This is a genomic window from Dokdonella soli (assembly GCF_039523175.1).
Taxonomy (GTDB): domain Bacteria; phylum Pseudomonadota; class Gammaproteobacteria; order Xanthomonadales; family Rhodanobacteraceae; genus Dokdonella_A; species Dokdonella_A soli.
The window spans coordinates 353,556-368,988 of the sequence record NZ_BAAAEU010000001.1 but is presented as its reverse complement, the minus strand read 5'-3'; the positions used below and the strand labels follow the sequence as shown (position 1 = coordinate 368,988).

The window sequence follows — 15,433 nt, the reverse complement described above, 5'->3', positions numbered from 1 at the left end:
GCGATCAAGGCCATCAAGGCTATGCGACGTTCGGAACTGCAGCGTTCATGGACGAACGCAAAAACTATTGGCGCTCCCTACGAGGTTCGAACTCGTGTTCCCGCCTTGAGAGGGCGGTGTCCTAGGCCACTAGACGAAGGGAGCGCTGTTTTGGAAAAGCCGAGCTGCGTAGTATAACGAATCAGTAACACGCGGCAAACCTTTGGAGCAGCAGCAACGGATGAATTCGGAACGCATCGAACAGGACACGTCGACCGCCGGGTCGTTCCGCATCATCCCGCGCGCCGAGCACTCGATTTCACGCAAGAGCATCTCCTCGGGCGCGCTGCGTGTGCTCTACCGCCTGCACGAAGCCGGTTACCGCGCGTTGCTGGTCGGCGGCGCGGTGCGCGATCTGCTGCTCGGTGGCCACCCCAAGGATTTCGACATTGCAACGGACGCGACGCCGGAGCAGGTGCGCGCGCTGTTCCGCAACTGCCGCCTGATCGGCCGACGCTTCCGCCTCGCGCATGTCGTGTTCGGACGCGAGATCGTCGAGGTCGCGACCTTCCGCGGCAGCAGCGACGACGGCAGCGGCGATCGCCATCTCGTCGACGGTCGCCTGGTGCGCGACAACGTGTACGGCAGCATCGAGGAAGATGCGGTGCGCCGCGACTTCACCGTGAACGCGCTGTACTACGACATCGCCGACTTCAGCGTGCGCGATTCGGTAGGCGGCATGGCCGATCTCGAGCACAAGGTCCTGCGCCTGATCGGCGATCCGGAGCAGCGTTACCGCGAGGATCCGGTCCGCATGCTGCGCGCGGCGCGTCTTGCGGCGAAGCTCGGCTTCGAGGTCGAGCCGGCCACTGCGGCGCCGTTTGCGGCGCTCGGGCCATTGCTGGCCGAAGCACCGCCGGCGCGCCTGTTCGACGAATCGCTGAAACTCTTTCTCGGCGCACACGGGCTGGCGAGCTTCCGCTCGCTCGAGCGCCACGGTCTGCTGAAGCATGTGTTTCCGGCGACTGCGCGCGTGCTCGACGGTCACCCCGATTCGCCATTCCGACGACTCCTTGAACAGACGCTCGCAAGCACCGACGCGCGCGTGCGCGAGGACAAGCCGGTGACGCCAGCCTTCCTGTTCGCCGCGATGCTGTGGGAGCCGGTGCGCACCGCTGCGCAGGCGATGGTCGACAACGGCACCGATGCCGCCGTCGCGTGGCAGCATGCGGTCGATCGCGTGTTGCGCGAGCAGGCGCAGCGTGTCGCGATCCCGCGCCGCTTCACGATCACGATCGAGGAGATCTGGTCCCTGCAGCCACGTTTCGCGCAGCGCACGAAGAAGCGCGCGTTCCGCCTGCTCGAGCATCCGCGGTTTCGCGCGGCTTACGATTTCCTCGTGCTGCGTTCCGGGGAATCGCCGGAACTCGCCGACCTCGCGGCGTGGTGGACCGACGCGCAGCAACTCGGTCACGATGAGCTCATCGAGCGACTGGCGACGGCGCCTGCCGGGCCCGGTGATGCTGCGCCTGGTGGCGGCAAGCGCAAGCGTTCGCGCCGTCGTCGTCGCAAGGCAGGCACGGCGGCCGGAACACCGAACTCGGTGAAAGACACCGGTGAATGAGGCGCGCGCAGTCGAGCGCGCGTACGTGGCGCTCGGCAGCAATCTCGACGAACCCCAGCGGCAGATCAGGCTCGCGTTCGAAGCGCTCGGCCGGATTCCCGACACGCGCCTGCTGCGCCGGTCGCGCCTGTATCGCAGCGCACCGTGGGGCATCACGGAGCAGCCCGCGTTCGTCAACGCGGTCGCCGAGCTTGCGACCGCGCTCGGTCCGCGCGAACTGCTCGAAGCCCTGCTCGCGATCGAGCGAGAGCAGGGGCGCCGTCGTGACGGCATGCGCTGGGGGCCACGTACGCTCGATCTCGACCTGCTGATCTGGGGCGGGATGCAATCGACGCAGCCCGGACTGGAGTTGCCGCATCCGCGCATCGCCGACCGCGCGTTCGTGCTGGTGCCCCTGGCGGAACTCGATGCCGATCTCGTGATACCTGGCGTCGGTATCGTGCGCGACCTGCTCGCGCGCGTCGATGCGAACGAATGCGTGCCGATTGATTGATCCGAAGGGCAAATCCGTGAACATCCGGTTCCGCATTTGCCCGCCCGCCAGTGGTCGCCGCGCCGGTTCAATGAACCCATCGCTTGGCGACACGGATCATGCGGGGAATAATGCGCGTTCCGATTCCAGCGGATAGCCGCCCCCGATGTATGCGAATGCCGCGACCGGCGCCCCGGTCACCGTGCCGGACCTCCATGAGCGCAAGCGCCGTGCGGAGAAAATCGTCTCGATTACGTCGTATGACGCGAGTATCGCGGCGCGCGCGGACGAGGCCGGTGTCGATCTCGTGCTGGTCGGCGACTCGCTTGGCATGGTCGTGCAGGGACACACGAGCACGCTGCCGGTCACGGTCGATGCAATGGTCTACCACACCGCCTGCGTGGCACGCGGGCTGCGTCGCGCGCTGCTCGTCGCGGACATGCCGTTCATGAGCTTCCGCGATCCGGCGACGGCACTGACGAACGCGGCGCGCCTGATGGCCGAAGGCGGCGCCGCGATGGTCAAGCTCGAGGGCGCTGGCTGGGTCTGCGAGGTCATCGATGCGCTGAAGCGCCACGAGGTGCCGGTCTGCGCGCATCTGGGTCTGACGCCGCAATCGGTGCATCGCCTGGGCGGCTACCGCGTGCAGGGTCGCGCGAGCGCCGATGCGCAGCGATTGAAGGCGGACGCGAAAGCCGTGCAGGACGCCGGCGCGGACCTGCTCGTGCTCGAGTGCGTGCCGGCCACGCTGGCCGCCGAGATCACGCAGGAACTGCGCATCCCGACGATCGGCATCGGTGCCGGTGCGGCCTGCGATGGTCAGGTCCTGGTCGTGTACGACCTGCTCGGCATCACGCCGGGCAAGCGGCCGCGCTTCACCAAGGATTTTCTCGCAAGCACCCAATCCGTCGTCGATGCGATCGCGGCGTACACGCACGCGGTGCGCAGCGGCGAATTCCCTGCCGCGGAACACAGCTACTGATGCGCACCGTCACCAAGGCGACCGAACTGCATGCGCTGGTCGCCGAGTTCCAGCGCGGCGGTCGTCGCATCGGCCTGGTGCCTACCATGGGCAACCTGCATGCAGGTCACTATTCGTTGATCGACATCGCGCGGTCGCGCGCCGACATCGTCGTTGCCAGCGTGTTCGTGAATCCGACCCAGTTCGGTCCGAACGAGGATTTCGCGCGCTACCCGCGCACGCCCGAAGCCGATGCGGCCGGGCTCTCAGCAAGCGGCTGCGATGTACTGTTCCTGCCCGCCGTCGAGGATATGTATCCGTACGGCGCGGAACGCACGGTCCGCGTCAGCGTTCCGGAGCTTCCCGACCTGCTCGAGGGCGCGATCCGGCCAGGACATTTCGACGGCGTCGCGACGGTGGTCGCGAAGCTGTTCAATCTCGTGCAACCGCAGCTTGCGGTGTTCGGCCAGAAGGATTACCAGCAGTTGCTGGTGATCCGGCGCATGGCGCGCGATCTCAGGCTGCCGATCGACATCGTCGGCGCGCCGATCGTGCGCGAGGCGAACGGCCTCGCAATGAGTTCGCGCAACCAGTACCTGGACGCGGGGCAGCGCGAGCGCGCCAGCAGCATCCACGCGACCCTGCAGTCGATGCGCGAGCAGGTACTGCATTCGGCCGAACCGTTGCCGGCGATCGAGGCAAGGGCGCGAGCGAACCTCGAGCAATCGGGCCTGGTTCCGGACTATGCGGTGCTCCGCCGTGCCGACGACCTCGGCGAGCCGGCGGCCGGGCAACGCGATGGGCTGGTCGGGCTGATCGCCGCGCGGTCGGGTTCGACGCGGCTGATCGACAACCTGCTGATCGGGCCGTAGCATTTTTGTCTTCGCTTGTGGTATTCTCCCAACTGTCTTAGGGATTTCCGCAACGTCTGTTGCCAGTCCCGAGGACACGCAGGGCGCATTTAGGTAATCGTCACTCCGATTAAGACCCTCGCAGCGGCAATCGCGCGAGGGTTTTTTTTGTCCCTGATTTAGACGAATCAATGAGTTGCGCGCGCGACCTGTGCTGATGCAAGCGCCGATGCTGCACTAGCACATGCTTTGATATACTGTTTCGCACGCACTTGTTGTGCGGAAGCAACAGTCAGCCGCGGAGATCCCATGCACCTCAACATGCTCAAGGCGAAGATCCATCGCGCCACCGTGACGCACGCGGAGTTGCACTACGAGGGTTCCTGCGCGATCGACGGCGACCTGCTCGATGTCTCCGGCATCCTCGAGTACGAGCAGATCCACATCTACAACGTGAACAACGGCGAGCGCTTCTCGACCTACGCGATCCGCGCGGACGAAGGCTCGGGCATCATCTCGATCAACGGCGCCGCAGCGCATCGCGCGCAGCCGGGCGACATCGTCATCATCTGCGCCTACGGCGGCTACAGCGACGCCGAAGCCGCGCAGCACAAACCGCAACTCGTGTACGTGGATCGCCACAACAAGATGACGCACACGAACCGCTCGATTCCAAAGCAGGCAGCCTGACAAGCCTGTTGCTGGGCCGGCATCCTTCTTGCCGCGTAGATGCTTGTGTAGGAGCGGCTTCAGCCGCGATGCTTTTTCACCATCCGTGACATGCCAAGAGCTTCGCGGCTGAAGCCGCTCCTACATCATCATAGTCAACGCCATCATGACGCGTCGGGCGTAGCCGCTGACTTGCGTCCGCACTCACGCAACGCCCATGCAACATGCTCGCGCACCAGTGCGGACGCATCCTGCGCGCGTGAGCGCAACGCCTCGATGATCGCCGGCGTCGGCGCTGCATTGCCGAGCGCGACCGCGATATTGCGCAGCCAGCCTTCGTAGCCGGTACGTCGGATCGCCATGCCGGCGGTGCGATCGAGGAATTCCTGCTCGCTCCACGCGAACAGCTCGACCAGCATCGCTCCGTCGAGGCCATGCCGCGGCGCGAAATCCGCTTCCGGAGTGCTCTGCGCGAACTTGTTCCATGGACAGACCAGCTGGCAGTCGTCGCAGCCGAAGATCCGGTTGCCGATCAGCGGACGCAGTTCCTCGGGAATCGAACCGCGCAGTTCGATCGTGAGATACGAGATGCAGCGTCGCGCATCCAGCTTGTACGGTGCCACGATCGCGTGGGTCGGGCAGATCTCGATGCAGCGCGTGCAGGTTCCGCAATGTGCCGTTGCCGGCGCATCGACCGGCAGCGGCAGATCGGTGTAGATCTCGCCGAGGAAGAACCACGAGCCCGCGTCACGGCTGAGCAGCAGCGTGTGCTTGCCGATCCAGCCGAGCCCCGCATTGCGCCCGAGCGCCTTCTCGAGCACCGGCGCGGAATCGGTGAACACCCGGTGGCCGAACGGCCCGGTCACACCAGCGATCCGCTCCGCGAGCTTCTGCAGACGGCTGCGCAGAAGCTTGTGGTAGTCGCGCCCGAGCGCGTAGCGCGAGACATACGCGCGCTCCGCATCGTTGATCACGTCCCAGGCGTGCGCGATGCCGGAAGGCGCGTAGTCCATGCGTGCGGAGATCACGCGCAGCGTACCGGGCTGCAGGTCCGCGGGGCGACTGCGTTTCCCGCCATGACGCGCCATGTAGTCCATCTCGCCGTGATAGCCGGCGTCGAGCCAGTTCAGCAGGTGCGTCTCGTCCTCGTCGAGTTCGATGCCGGCAACGCCGACCGCCTGGAAGCCCAGTTCGGCGCCCCAGTGGCGGATGTCGGCAAGCAGCGCGCCGTAGTTGACGGTTGTGGTGTCGATCGAGGTCATGCGGATGCGGCGATGGTCCGAATCGCAGCATAGCGCGCGCGCTGCGCGTCGACGCACGCGCCTATAGAATCGCGCGATGCCCGCGAATGCCCGCTCAACTTCACTGTATCGCGCCGATCAGGTGCGCGGCATCGATCGCCACGCGATCGAGCAGCTCGGCATTCCGGGTTTCGAGCTGATGCAGCGTGCCGCCGCGGCTGCGTTTGCGCTGCTGCGCCGACGTTGGCCCGCGGCGCGCCGCATCGCGTTGCTCGCCGGTTCCGGCAACAACGGGGGCGATGCCTTCCTGCTTGGCGCACTGGCGCTGCAGGCAGGGTTTGCGGTCGAGGCGATTGCGCTGACCGCCGGATCGGGCGGTGATGCGGCACGTGCGCGCGACGCGTTCGAGTCCGCGGGCGGCCACATCACGATCGCGGACGCGGGCACGGAAATCCCCGACTCGGACATCTGCGTCGACGGCTTGTTCGGCACCGGCTTGGCGCGGCCGGTCACGGGAGTCGCCGCCGCGTTGATCGGCAAGCTCAATGCCGCACAGCGCACGGTGCTCGCACTCGACGTGCCGTCGGGCCTCGATGCCGACAGTGGCAGCCGGCTCGGCGCGTGCGTGCGTGCCGAGGCGACGATCAGCTTCGTCGCCTGGAAGCGCGGCTTGTTCACCGCCGACGGCGTCGACTGTTGTGGAGCACTGGAACTGGCGACGCTGGACCTTCCGGAGAATGCATATGCCGGGTTCATCGCCGACGCCGAACTGCTCGACGATTCGATCACCGGACTGCTCGCGCCGCGACGCCTCAATGTCAACAAATCCAGTTTTGGACATGTGCTCGCGATTGGTGGTGACGAAGGCATGGGTGGTGCGATCCGCCTCACCGGCGAGGCGGCGCTGCGTTGCGGCGCGGGCCTGGTGAGTATCGCCACGCGGCACGAACACGTACTCGCCCTGAATGCGGCGCGACCGGAGTTGATGGCGCACGGCGTCGACGATCCGGCTGCGCTCGCTGTGTTGCTCGAGCGCGCCACCGTCGTCGCGGTCGGCCCTGGCCTGGGGCAGGGCGCCTGGGGCCGCGCGCTGGATGCCGCGGCGCTCGATTCCGGCAAACCGGCAGTCGTCGATGCGGATGCGCTGAACCTGCTCGCGCAGGTGCCGCGCGCGCTGCCTGCGCACGCGGTGCTGTCGCCGCATCCGGGCGAGGCTGCACGCCTGCTCGGCAGCGATGCCACGGCCGTCCAGCGCGACCGTTACGCCGCGGCGCGCGAGCTTGCGGCGCGCCATGCCGCGGTCGTCGTGCTGAAAGGAGCGGGCAGCCTGATCGCGGATCCGCAGGGGCGTGTGGCGGTCTGCCGCTGGGGCAATCCGGGCATGGCTTCCGGCGGCATGGGCGACGTGCTGACCGGGGTCATCGCAGCGCTGCTCGCGCAGGGGCTGTCGCCGTGGGATGCCGCACGCCTCGGCGTCGCGCTGCATGCGCGCGCCGGCGACCTCGCTGCTGGCGAGGCGCCACGTGGCCTGCTGGCAACGGACCTGTTTGCCGCCTTGCGCCGGTTTTCGAACGGGTTCGCCTGATGAGCGCTCGCGTGGTGCTGCATGATGTCGATGAAGCCGCGCTCGCCGAACTGGCCGCGCGCCTGGCGCCCGCCGCGCGCGGTGGCGGTGTGATCCATCTGGCCGGTGAGCTCGGAGCCGGGAAGACCACGTTCGCCCGCGCGCTGCTGCGGGCGCTGGGCGTCGGCGAGCGGGTCAAGAGCCCGACCTACAGCCTGATCGAGTCGTACTGCGTCGCCGGTCTCGACATTCATCATCTCGATCTCTACCGCATCGCCGGTGCGGGTGAACTGGAATGGCTCGGGTTGGGCGATCTGTGGAGCGCTCCGGCATTGCTGTTGATCGAGTGGCCGGAGCGGGGCGCCGGTGCATTGCCGCCCCCGGATCTGGCGATTGCCCTGCACCATGCGGGCCTTGCGCGCACCGTCGACGCCGTTGCGCACAGCGCACGCGGGCGCGGCTTGCTGGACGTCTGGAAGGGCGGGCCGGCAGTCGATCGTGCGTTATGAATCGCCCGGTTGAGGGTGTTTCCTGAACAAGGTTTCAGGAAGTCGCTGCACCTTCCGGATTTTCAAGGAAAAAGCTTGCTTTCCCCCGACGCTTTCGAGTTGAATACGCGCCATGTGGGGGATCCGTAACCATCGCTGGCTGATCGCATGCGCGACCACGCTGTTGCTGGCCGCCGGTGCGACGCGCGCGGCCGAAATCAAGAATCTGCGGGTCTGGGCCGGACCCGAGTACACGCGCGCGGTGTTCGACGTCTCCGGGCCGCTCGATTACAAGCTGTTCGAGCTGAGCAAGCCGGACCGTATCGTGCTCGACCTGCACGGCAGCACGCTCGGCGAGGGCTTCAACGCGCCTGCGGCGAAGGGCCTGCTCAAGAACCTGCGTGCCGGCAAGCAGGGCAAGAATGACGCTCGAGTCGTGTTCGATCTCGCCGAGGGCGTGCATCCGAAGAGTTTCCTGTTGCCGCCGGCCGACAAGTTCGGCTATCGCCTCGTGCTCGATCTGTATCCCGCGACCGCGAAAACCGTACCGGTGAAAAGCGCCGTCGAGGCAGCGCCCGGCAAGGGGCGCAACGTGATCATCGCGATCGACGCCGGTCACGGCGGCGACGATCCCGGCGCGACCGGCGCGAGCGGCACGCACGAGAAGGAAATCACGCTCGCCGTCGCGCGCCAGCTCAAGAAGCAGGTCGACCGCACGCCCGGCATGACCGCGGTGCTGACCCGCGACAGCGACTATTTCATTCCGCTCGAACAGCGTTACGCCAAGGCGCGCGAGGCCAAGGCCGATCTGTTCATCTCGATCCACGCCGACGCGTTCACCAGCAGCGACGCGCGCGGCTCGTCGGTGTGGGTGCTGTCGCCGCGTGGCGCGACCAATGAGGCGTCGCGCTGGCTGGCCGACCGTGAGAACCGCGCCGACCTGGTCGGCGGCATTTCGCTGGACGACAAGGACGACACGCTCGCCAAGGTGCTGCTCGACCTCTCGCAGGGCGCGACGATGGGCGCCAGCAATTCGGTCGCCGAGCAGGTGCTCGCCGCGTTGCGCAAACTCGGTCCCACGCATCGTACCTACGTCGAGCGCGCGAATTTCGTGGTGCTGCGCTCGCCCGACGTGCCGTCGATCCTGGTCGAGACCGCATTCATCAGCAATCCGGCCGAGGAGGCCCGCCTGAAGAGCCCGGAACACCGCGAGAAGCTGGCGTCGGCGATCCTCGATGGCGTCAGCGACTATTTCCGCGCCTCGCCACCGCCGGGCAGCCTGTTCGCGCAGGGCCGCTCGCGCGAAGCCGAACGTGCGAAGACCCAGCGCTATGTGGTCGGCCGCGGCGACACGCTGCGCAAGATCGCCGCACGACATGGCATGACCACCGCGCAATTGCGCGCCGCGAACGAACTGGCCGACGAGCGCGTCCGCCCCGGCGAAGTGCTGCAGATCCCGTCCGGCTGACCCGCCGCGTTCGGCTATGATGCGAGCCCGCTCTGCGGTTCCATCATGTCGCGCATCCATTCGCTGCCCACCGAACTCGTCAACCAGATCGCCGCCGGCGAGGTTATCGAGCGCCCGGCATCGGTGGTCAAGGAGCTCGTCGAGAACAGCCTCGACGCCGGCGCGCGGCGCATCGAGATCGATATCGAGCAGGGCGGCGCGCGCCTGATCCGCGTGCGTGACGACGGCGGCGGCATCGTCGCGGAGGATCTGCCGCTGGCGATCGCCGCGCATGCGACCAGTAAGATCGCTTCGTTCGATGATCTGGAGCACGTCGGCACGCTCGGTTTCCGCGGAGAGGCGTTGCCGTCGATTGCGTCGGTGTCGCGTTTCGCGCTGACTTCGCGCGCTCGCGAGGCTGATGCCGCGTGGCGCATCGAGGTCGATGGCGGCAAGCCGCGCGCGCGGGTGCCGGCACAGCATCCGCAGGGCACCAACGTTGAAGTCCGCGATCTGTTCTACAACCTGCCGGCGCGACGCAAGTTCCTGCGCGCGGAACGCACCGAGTTCGGGCATATCGACGAACTCGTGAAGTCGATCGCGCTGGCGCGCACGTCCGCCGAGTTCCGCCTCAGCCACAACGGCAAGCCGGTGCGCCTGCTGAAACCGGCACGCGACGACAGCGACCATGCGCAGCGCGTCGCCGATGTGCTCGGCGAGGAATTCCTCGCCAGCAGCCTGCGCGTCGAACATGCGGCCGCGGGTCTGCGGCTGTCCGGCTGGGTCGGCCTGCCCACGGCATCACGCGCGCAGGCGGACCAGCAGTATTTCCATGTCAACGGACGCCTGGTGCGTGATCGCCTCGTCGCGCACGCGGTGCGCCAGGCCTATGCCGATGTGCTGTTCCACGGACGCCATTCCGCGTTCGTGCTGTTTCTCGAACTCGATCCCGCGCTGGTCGATGTGAATGTGCATCCGGCCAAGCACGAGGTGCGTTTCCGCGAGGGGCGGCTGGTCCACGATTTCCTGTACCGCACGCTCGATGATGCGCTGTCCGGCGCGCGCGCGGGTGCACCGCGGCAGGGCCTGTCGTCGAATGCGGTAGATGCGGCACTGCCGCCATCGGCTACGTTTGCGTCGGCGCCGTATGTTTACGCGACGCAGCGTCAGGCCGGTCTTGGGCTCGGTGTGCGCGAACCACTGGCCGACTATGCGGCGCTGTTCGGCGAGGCACGTGCTTCGCTGTCCGCATTCGCCGGTGAACAGGGCTCGACCGCGGGTGCGCCTGCGAACGATCGTGACGCGCATGGGATTCCGCCGCTCGGCTTTGCGCTTGCGCAGCTGCACGGCATCTACGTGCTCGCCGAGAACGCGCACGGGCTGGTGCTGGTCGACATGCACGCCGCGCATGAGCGCATCACCTACGAGAAGCTCAAGACTGCTCAGGACGGCGAGGGCATCCGCTCGCAGCTGCTGCTGGTCCCGCTGACGCTGGCGATCAGCGAACGCGAAGCGGCGGTCGTCGAGGAGCAGGGCGAGGCATTCGCCGCGCTCGGCTTCGACGTCGTGCGCAGCGGACCGCAGAGCGTCGCGGTGCGGCGCATTCCGGTCCTGCTCGACGGCGCCGATGTCGCTCAGCTGGTGCGCGACGTAATCGCCGACCTCACCGTGCATGGCGAGACGCGGCGCATCGAGGAAAGCGCGAACGAACTGCTCGGCACGATGGCCTGCCATGGTTCCGTGCGCGCGAACCGGCACCTGACCGTGCCCGAGATGAACGCGCTGCTGCGCGAGATGGAAGCGACCGAACGCTCCGGTCAGTGCAACCATGGCCGACCGACCTGGGTCCAGCTGGCGATTCCCGAGCTCGACCGATTGTTCCTGCGCGGCAGGTGATTTTTGCGATCCGTCCGGGATCGCCGCGACCGAGGACGGCAACAGCTTGCGGAAGTTTCGGCTTCGGGATATCTACCAGCGGCCTTCCATGGCCGCACTTTTCAATCAAAATCAAAATCCACGTCACCGAGGAGCCACGATGCTCAAGACCAGCCTCCTACTTGCTGCCAGTTTCGCCGGAGTGCAACTCATGTCCGCCAACGTCGAATCCAGCAAACCCTCCGCCGACTACACGAAGCAGATCGAAACCTGGCGCGCGCAGCGCGTCGAGCGATTGAAGGCACCGAACGGCTGGCTGAGCCTGATCGGTTTGCACTGGCTGAAGGAAGGCAGGAACACCGTCGGCAGCGCGAAGGACAATGATGTCGTGCTGCTGAAAGGGCCGACACATCTTGGTGCCGTCGACGTGAAGGACGGCAAGGCGACGATCGAGCTCGATGCAAAGGCCGACGCGACGATCGACGGCAAGAAGGCGAAATCCTCCGAACTGCTCGATGACTCGCACGAGAAGCCGACGACGGTCGCCTTCGGCACCGCGAGCTTCTATCTGATCGACCGCAACGGCAAGAAGGGCCTGCGCGTGAAGGACAGCAACGCCGAAACACGCACGCATTTCGTCGGCATCGACAATTTCCCGATCGATGCATCGTGGCGCGTCGAGGCGAAATGGGAGCCGTTCACGCCGGCGCATTCGCTCGAAATCCCGACCGTGCTTGGCACCGTCGACAAGATGACTGTCCCAGGCAAGGCCGTGTTCACGCACGGCGGCAAGACCTATGAGCTGTTGCCGGTGCTCGAGGAGGCGGATGCGAAAGAGGTCTGGTTCATCTTCGCCGACCGCACCAGCGGCAAGGAGACCTACGGCGCCGCGCGTTTCCTCTACGCCGATCTGCCGAAGGACGGCAAGCTGGTGATCGACTTCAACAAGGCCTACAACCCGCCGTGCGCGTTCACGCCCTATGCGACGTGCCCGCTGGCGCCGCCGGAGAATCGTCTCGATCTCGCAGTGACCGCGGGCGAGAAGAAGTATCGCGGCGGAAGTCACTGAGAACCTGCGATCGTGCGTGTGCTGCTGCTGTCTGACACGCACGGTACGCTCGATGCGCGCATCGCGGCGCTCGCGCACGACAGCGATCTGGTCGTGCACGCCGGTGACGTCGGATCGGCGCAGGTGCTCTCGGACCTGCGCAAGGCCTGCCCGAGCGTGATCGCGGTGCGCGGCAACAACGATGTACCGGCGAAGTGGGGCGGCGAACAAGCCGCATTGCGCACGCTCGAGGACCATGCGGAAATCGAGTTGCCGGGCGGCGTCCTGGTCGCTGTGCACGGTGACCGGTTTCCGGCGGCGCAACGCCACGCGCGTTTGCGTGCGGCATTTCCCGGCGCACGGGCGATCGTCTACGGTCACAGTCATCGGATCGTCATCGACGACGGCGCGCTGCCCTGGGTGCTGAATCCCGGTGCTGCCGGCCATGCGCGCACATTCGGCGGCCCCAGTTGTCTGCGCCTGACCGCCACAGCGCGGCGGTGGAACATCGAGCTATCGCGCTTCGCCGGCAGCAGCCCGCCCTCGGCTGCTGTTCAGGCTCGGTCCGGATGATGGCGCCGGGTCCGTGAACTTTGGCGGCCCGGCAAGTTCACAGATCGGTCGTTTTGGACCTTGGCGGGGCTCGGTTACACTAGCGCGCTTTGCGACCCGACACCCGTCCGGGTCCGTCCGAAACACGATTCGCAATTCCACCCCGGAGACACAGGCATGAAGTTCGGTTGGTCACTCGCCCTCGCGGCGCTGTTCGTAGCAGGGTTCGCGTCCGCGCAGGACACGACGTCGGATAAGGGCAAACTTTCTTACGCGATCGGTTACCAGATCGGTTCGGGCCTCGCCGAGCGCAACATGGATGTCGATATCGCGACGGTTACGCGCGCCGTGCAGGACGCGTTCGCGAAAAAGCCGCCGACGGTGCCGGAAGCCGCTATGCGTGACGCGCTCGGAAAGCTCGACCAGAAAATGAAGGCCGACGCCAGCAAGGCGTTGTCCGACAACAAGCGTGAGGCCGACACGTTCATGGCGGGCAACCGCGCGAAGAAGGGCGTGGTCGCGCTGCCGAACGGCGTGCAATACCGCGCGATCGAGGACGGCGCCGGCAAGCCGATCGTGCCGACCAGCGAGGTCACGTTCCATGTACGCGTCTCGCTGACCAATGGCCGCGAGATTCGCAGCTCGTTCGTCGGCGATCCGATCAAGGCGAAGGTATCCGACATGCCGGGCATCTTCGGCACGAAGCTGCTGCCGGAAGTGATCCAGAAGATGAAGGTCGGCGACCACTGGACGATCTTCCTGCCGCCGGAAGAGGCATCGGGCAACCAGGTCTATATCTGGGAAGTCAAGATCATTGACGCCAAGTGACGCCAGGATGGCGTCATCCCGCGCAGGCCATGGATGGCCGATGACGCGGGATCCAGCGTCTTGATTGCCGTACGGAAACACAGCGAACGCCGCGTCAGACGCGGCGTTTGCATTTGAGGGATCGGCGATGACCATCAGCCTCCAGCTTCCAGTCCTGAGCCCCTGCATCGGCATCTGCCGACTCGGTGCAAACGGTTACTGCGACGGCTGCCTGCGCAGCGGCGACGAGATCGCGCGCTGGCTGGCGATGGGCGAACACGAGCGCCGCCGCCTCATGGACGAAGTGCTGCCGCTTCGCGAGGCGTCGCGATGATGACGCCGCCGCCGCTCGAACCGCGTGATGCCGCACGGTTGCGCCGCGCGGTACGCAGCCTCGACGATCCGCCGGTCGCGCCAGGCTGGAATGCGGGCGAGCTCACCGACGTGTTCGAGCCGGGGCTGTCGCGTCGCCCGGCTGCAGTGCTGGTTCCGTTCGTGCGTCGCGGCGATGCGCTGTCCGTGCTGTTCACGCGACGCAACGAACATCTGCGCCAGCATGCCGGGCAGGTCAGCTTCCCCGGAGGCGGAGTCGATGCGGGCGACGCCGATGCCATCGCCGCCGCACTGCGCGAGACCGAAGAGGAAACCGGCATTGCGCCGGCGCTGGTCGAGCCGTTCGGCTATCTCGACTGTTTCGACACGGTGTCGGGCTACTGCGTAACGCCGGTCGCCGGCTTCGTGCATGGCGACTATTCGGTGCGGCTGGAGGCCGCCGAAGTCGATGAGGTCTTCGAGGTTCCGCTCGACTTCATCCTGGCGCCGGACACCCTGCATCGCGAGCATATCCTGTGGCGCGGGCGCGAACGCGATATCTTCGCGTTCGAATGGGAAGGACGGCGCATCTGGGGCGCGACCGCCGCGATCCTGAAAAACCTGCTCGATCGTCTGGAGAACACGTGATGACAACGGTGCGCACGCTGGTTTCCGCGAATGAACTGGCCGCGCTGCAGAAGCAGGGCGACGTGCTGGTCGTCGACTGCCGCTTCGATCTCGGCGACGCCGGCAAGGCCGAACGCGACTATGCCGCCGCGCACATTCCCGGCGCGGTCTACGCGCACCTCGATCACGATCTCTCCGATCTCTCCAAACACGGGTTCGGTCGTCATCCGCTGCCTGAGGACGACGCGTTTTCGTCCGCCCTGTCGCGCTGGGGCTGGCGGCCGGATCTCGATGTGATCGCGTACGACGATGCGAACGGTGCGCTCGCCGCGGCGCGATTGTGGTGGCTGCTGCGCCTCATCGGCCATGAGCGTGTCGCGGTGCTCGACGGCGGCCTCGTTGCGTGGCGTGCGGCCGGATTCGGGCTGGAAGCCGGTGCAGTGCACCGCAAGGCCACTCGTGCGCGGGTTGCGCTGGATCGCAGCCAGGTCGTCTGGTTCGACGAACTGCAGCGCTGCCGCGAACAGGCCGCGGCGCTGCTGCTCGATGCTCGCGCTGCACCGCGCTACCGCGGCGAGGTCGAGCCGATCGATCCGGTGGCAGGCCACGTGCCGGGCGCGCTGAACCGGCCGTTCTCGGAAAATCTCGATGCGAGCGGCCGCTTCAAGCCACCGGCCGAGCTGCGCCGCGAATTCGATGCATTGCGGAACGGGCGCACCGCTGACGGAATCGTGCACATGTGCGGCTCAGGCGTGACCGCGTGTCACAACCTGCTCGCGATGGAGCATGCCGGCCTCACCGGCTCGCGCGTGTTCGCGCCATCGTGGAGCGGATGGATCAGTGACCGCTCGCGCCCGGTCGCAACCGGCATCGATCCTGTGTAGGAGCGGCTTCAGCCGCGATGCTTCACGCTTTT

General features: G+C 66.6%; 16 protein-coding genes and 1 tRNA gene. 15 read left to right on the top strand and 2 right to left on the bottom strand.

Annotated features, from left to right (window positions below):
* Positions 1-68: 68 nt before the first annotated feature.
* Positions 69-144, bottom strand: a tRNA-Glu gene (locus ABD002_RS01715).
* Positions 145-220: 76 nt separating this feature from the next.
* Between ABD002_RS01715 and pcnB the strand changes: the two genes are divergently transcribed.
* The 5 genes from pcnB (at position 221) to panD (ending at position 4,577) form a co-directional block, all read left to right on the top strand.
* Positions 221-1,603, top strand: coding sequence for a polynucleotide adenylyltransferase PcnB (gene pcnB / locus ABD002_RS01710; RefSeq protein ID WP_343786484.1), 1,383 nt, complete (start codon positions 221-223; stop codon positions 1,601-1,603).
* On the top strand, positions 1,596-2,096 hold the full coding sequence (folK, locus tag ABD002_RS01705; protein WP_343786482.1) for a 2-amino-4-hydroxy-6-hydroxymethyldihydropteridine diphosphokinase: 501 nt from the start codon (positions 1,596-1,598) through the stop codon (positions 2,094-2,096). Before pcnB ends, folK begins: the two co-directional genes overlap by 8 nt.
* A 145-nt stretch (positions 2,097-2,241) precedes the next feature.
* Positions 2,242-3,057: a 3-methyl-2-oxobutanoate hydroxymethyltransferase gene (gene panB / locus ABD002_RS01700; RefSeq protein ID WP_343786480.1), complete on the top strand. Its 816-nt coding sequence runs from the start codon at positions 2,242-2,244 to the stop codon at positions 3,055-3,057.
* Complete coding sequence (gene panC, locus ABD002_RS01695) at positions 3,057-3,908, top strand: pantoate--beta-alanine ligase (protein WP_343786478.1); 852 nt, start codon at positions 3,057-3,059, stop codon at positions 3,906-3,908. The genes panB and panC overlap by 1 nt, the downstream gene beginning before the upstream one ends.
* 288 nt (positions 3,909-4,196) lie before the next feature.
* Entirely contained in the window at positions 4,197-4,577 is a 381-nt protein-coding gene (gene panD, locus ABD002_RS01690; RefSeq protein WP_343786476.1) for an aspartate 1-decarboxylase, read from the top strand.
* Positions 4,578-4,720: 143 nt separating this feature from the next.
* Here the strand turns inward: panD and queG are convergent, their stop codons facing one another.
* The gene (queG, locus tag ABD002_RS01685) at positions 4,721-5,818 is read right to left on the bottom strand and encodes a tRNA epoxyqueuosine(34) reductase QueG (protein ID WP_343786474.1); all 1,098 of its coding nucleotides are present in this window, start codon (positions 5,816-5,818) and stop codon (positions 4,721-4,723) included.
* 76 nt (positions 5,819-5,894) lie between these two features.
* On the opposite strand from queG, the gene ABD002_RS01680 reads away from it, so the two are divergent.
* The 10 genes from ABD002_RS01680 (at position 5,895) to ABD002_RS01635 (ending at position 15,401) form a co-directional block, all read left to right on the top strand.
* Entirely contained in the window at positions 5,895-7,382 is a 1,488-nt protein-coding gene (locus tag ABD002_RS01680) for an NAD(P)H-hydrate dehydratase (protein WP_343786472.1), read from the top strand.
* Entirely contained in the window at positions 7,382-7,870 is a 489-nt protein-coding gene (gene tsaE, locus ABD002_RS01675) for a tRNA (adenosine(37)-N6)-threonylcarbamoyltransferase complex ATPase subunit type 1 TsaE (protein WP_343786470.1), read from the top strand. Before ABD002_RS01680 ends, tsaE begins: the two co-directional genes overlap by 1 nt.
* A 112-nt stretch (positions 7,871-7,982) precedes the next feature.
* Positions 7,983-9,317, top strand: a complete 1,335-nt coding sequence (locus ABD002_RS01670) for an N-acetylmuramoyl-L-alanine amidase (protein WP_343786468.1) — start codon at positions 7,983-7,985, stop codon at positions 9,315-9,317.
* A gap of 45 nt (positions 9,318-9,362) precedes the next feature.
* A complete protein-coding gene (gene mutL, locus ABD002_RS01665) occupies positions 9,363-11,192 on the top strand; it encodes a DNA mismatch repair endonuclease MutL (RefSeq protein ID WP_343786466.1) in 1,830 nt (609 codons plus the stop codon).
* Between the two features lie 190 nt (positions 11,193-11,382).
* Entirely contained in the window at positions 11,383-12,240 is an 858-nt protein-coding gene (locus ABD002_RS01660; RefSeq protein ID WP_343786464.1) for a DUF1684 domain-containing protein, read from the top strand.
* Between the two features lie 12 nt (positions 12,241-12,252).
* Positions 12,253-12,792 (top strand): metallophosphoesterase family protein, encoded by a 540-nt coding sequence (locus tag ABD002_RS01655; protein ID WP_343786462.1) that lies wholly within the window; start codon positions 12,253-12,255, stop codon positions 12,790-12,792.
* 156 nt (positions 12,793-12,948) lie between these two features.
* Entirely contained in the window at positions 12,949-13,599 is a 651-nt protein-coding gene (locus ABD002_RS01650; RefSeq protein ID WP_343786460.1) for an FKBP-type peptidyl-prolyl cis-trans isomerase N-terminal domain-containing protein, read from the top strand.
* A gap of 127 nt (positions 13,600-13,726) precedes the next feature.
* On the top strand, positions 13,727-13,912 hold the full coding sequence (locus ABD002_RS01645) for a DUF1289 domain-containing protein (RefSeq protein WP_343786458.1): 186 nt from the start codon (positions 13,727-13,729) through the stop codon (positions 13,910-13,912).
* Complete coding sequence (locus tag ABD002_RS01640; protein ID WP_343786456.1) at positions 13,909-14,538, top strand: CoA pyrophosphatase; 630 nt, start codon at positions 13,909-13,911, stop codon at positions 14,536-14,538. The genes ABD002_RS01645 and ABD002_RS01640 overlap by 4 nt, the downstream gene beginning before the upstream one ends.
* Positions 14,538-15,401 carry a sulfurtransferase gene (locus ABD002_RS01635; protein ID WP_343786453.1) on the top strand — a complete coding sequence of 288 codons (864 nt, stop codon included), beginning with the start codon at positions 14,538-14,540 and terminating at the stop codon, positions 15,399-15,401. The genes ABD002_RS01640 and ABD002_RS01635 overlap by 1 nt, the downstream gene beginning before the upstream one ends.
* The last annotated feature ends 32 nt before the right edge of the window (positions 15,402-15,433 follow it).

Excerpts from the sequence above, each read along its gene's own strand:
- pcnB (WP_343786484.1), top strand. The coding sequence starts at position 221 with ATGAATTCGGAACGCATCGAACAGGACACGTCGACCGCCGGGTCGTTC.
- panB (WP_343786480.1), top strand. The coding sequence starts at position 2,242 with ATGTATGCGAATGCCGCGACCGGCGCCCCGGTCACCGTGCCGGACCTC.
- panC (WP_343786478.1), top strand. The coding sequence starts at position 3,057 with ATGCGCACCGTCACCAAGGCGACCGAACTGCATGCGCTGGTCGCCGAG.
- panD (WP_343786476.1), top strand. The coding sequence starts at position 4,197 with ATGCACCTCAACATGCTCAAGGCGAAGATCCATCGCGCCACCGTGACG.
- queG (WP_343786474.1), bottom strand. The coding sequence starts at position 5,818 with ATGACCTCGATCGACACCACAACCGTCAACTACGGCGCGCTGCTTGCC.
- ABD002_RS01680 (WP_343786472.1), top strand. The coding sequence starts at position 5,895 with ATGCCCGCGAATGCCCGCTCAACTTCACTGTATCGCGCCGATCAGGTG.
- tsaE (WP_343786470.1), top strand. The coding sequence starts at position 7,382 with ATGAGCGCTCGCGTGGTGCTGCATGATGTCGATGAAGCCGCGCTCGCC.
- ABD002_RS01670 (WP_343786468.1), top strand. The coding sequence starts at position 7,983 with ATGTGGGGGATCCGTAACCATCGCTGGCTGATCGCATGCGCGACCACG.
- mutL (WP_343786466.1), top strand. The coding sequence starts at position 9,363 with ATGTCGCGCATCCATTCGCTGCCCACCGAACTCGTCAACCAGATCGCC.
- ABD002_RS01660 (WP_343786464.1), top strand. The coding sequence starts at position 11,383 with ATGTCCGCCAACGTCGAATCCAGCAAACCCTCCGCCGACTACACGAAG.
- ABD002_RS01650 (WP_343786460.1), top strand. The coding sequence starts at position 12,949 with ATGAAGTTCGGTTGGTCACTCGCCCTCGCGGCGCTGTTCGTAGCAGGG.
- ABD002_RS01645 (WP_343786458.1), top strand. The coding sequence starts at position 13,727 with ATGACCATCAGCCTCCAGCTTCCAGTCCTGAGCCCCTGCATCGGCATC.
- ABD002_RS01640 (WP_343786456.1), top strand. The coding sequence starts at position 13,909 with ATGATGACGCCGCCGCCGCTCGAACCGCGTGATGCCGCACGGTTGCGC.
- ABD002_RS01635 (WP_343786453.1), top strand. The coding sequence starts at position 14,538 with ATGACAACGGTGCGCACGCTGGTTTCCGCGAATGAACTGGCCGCGCTG.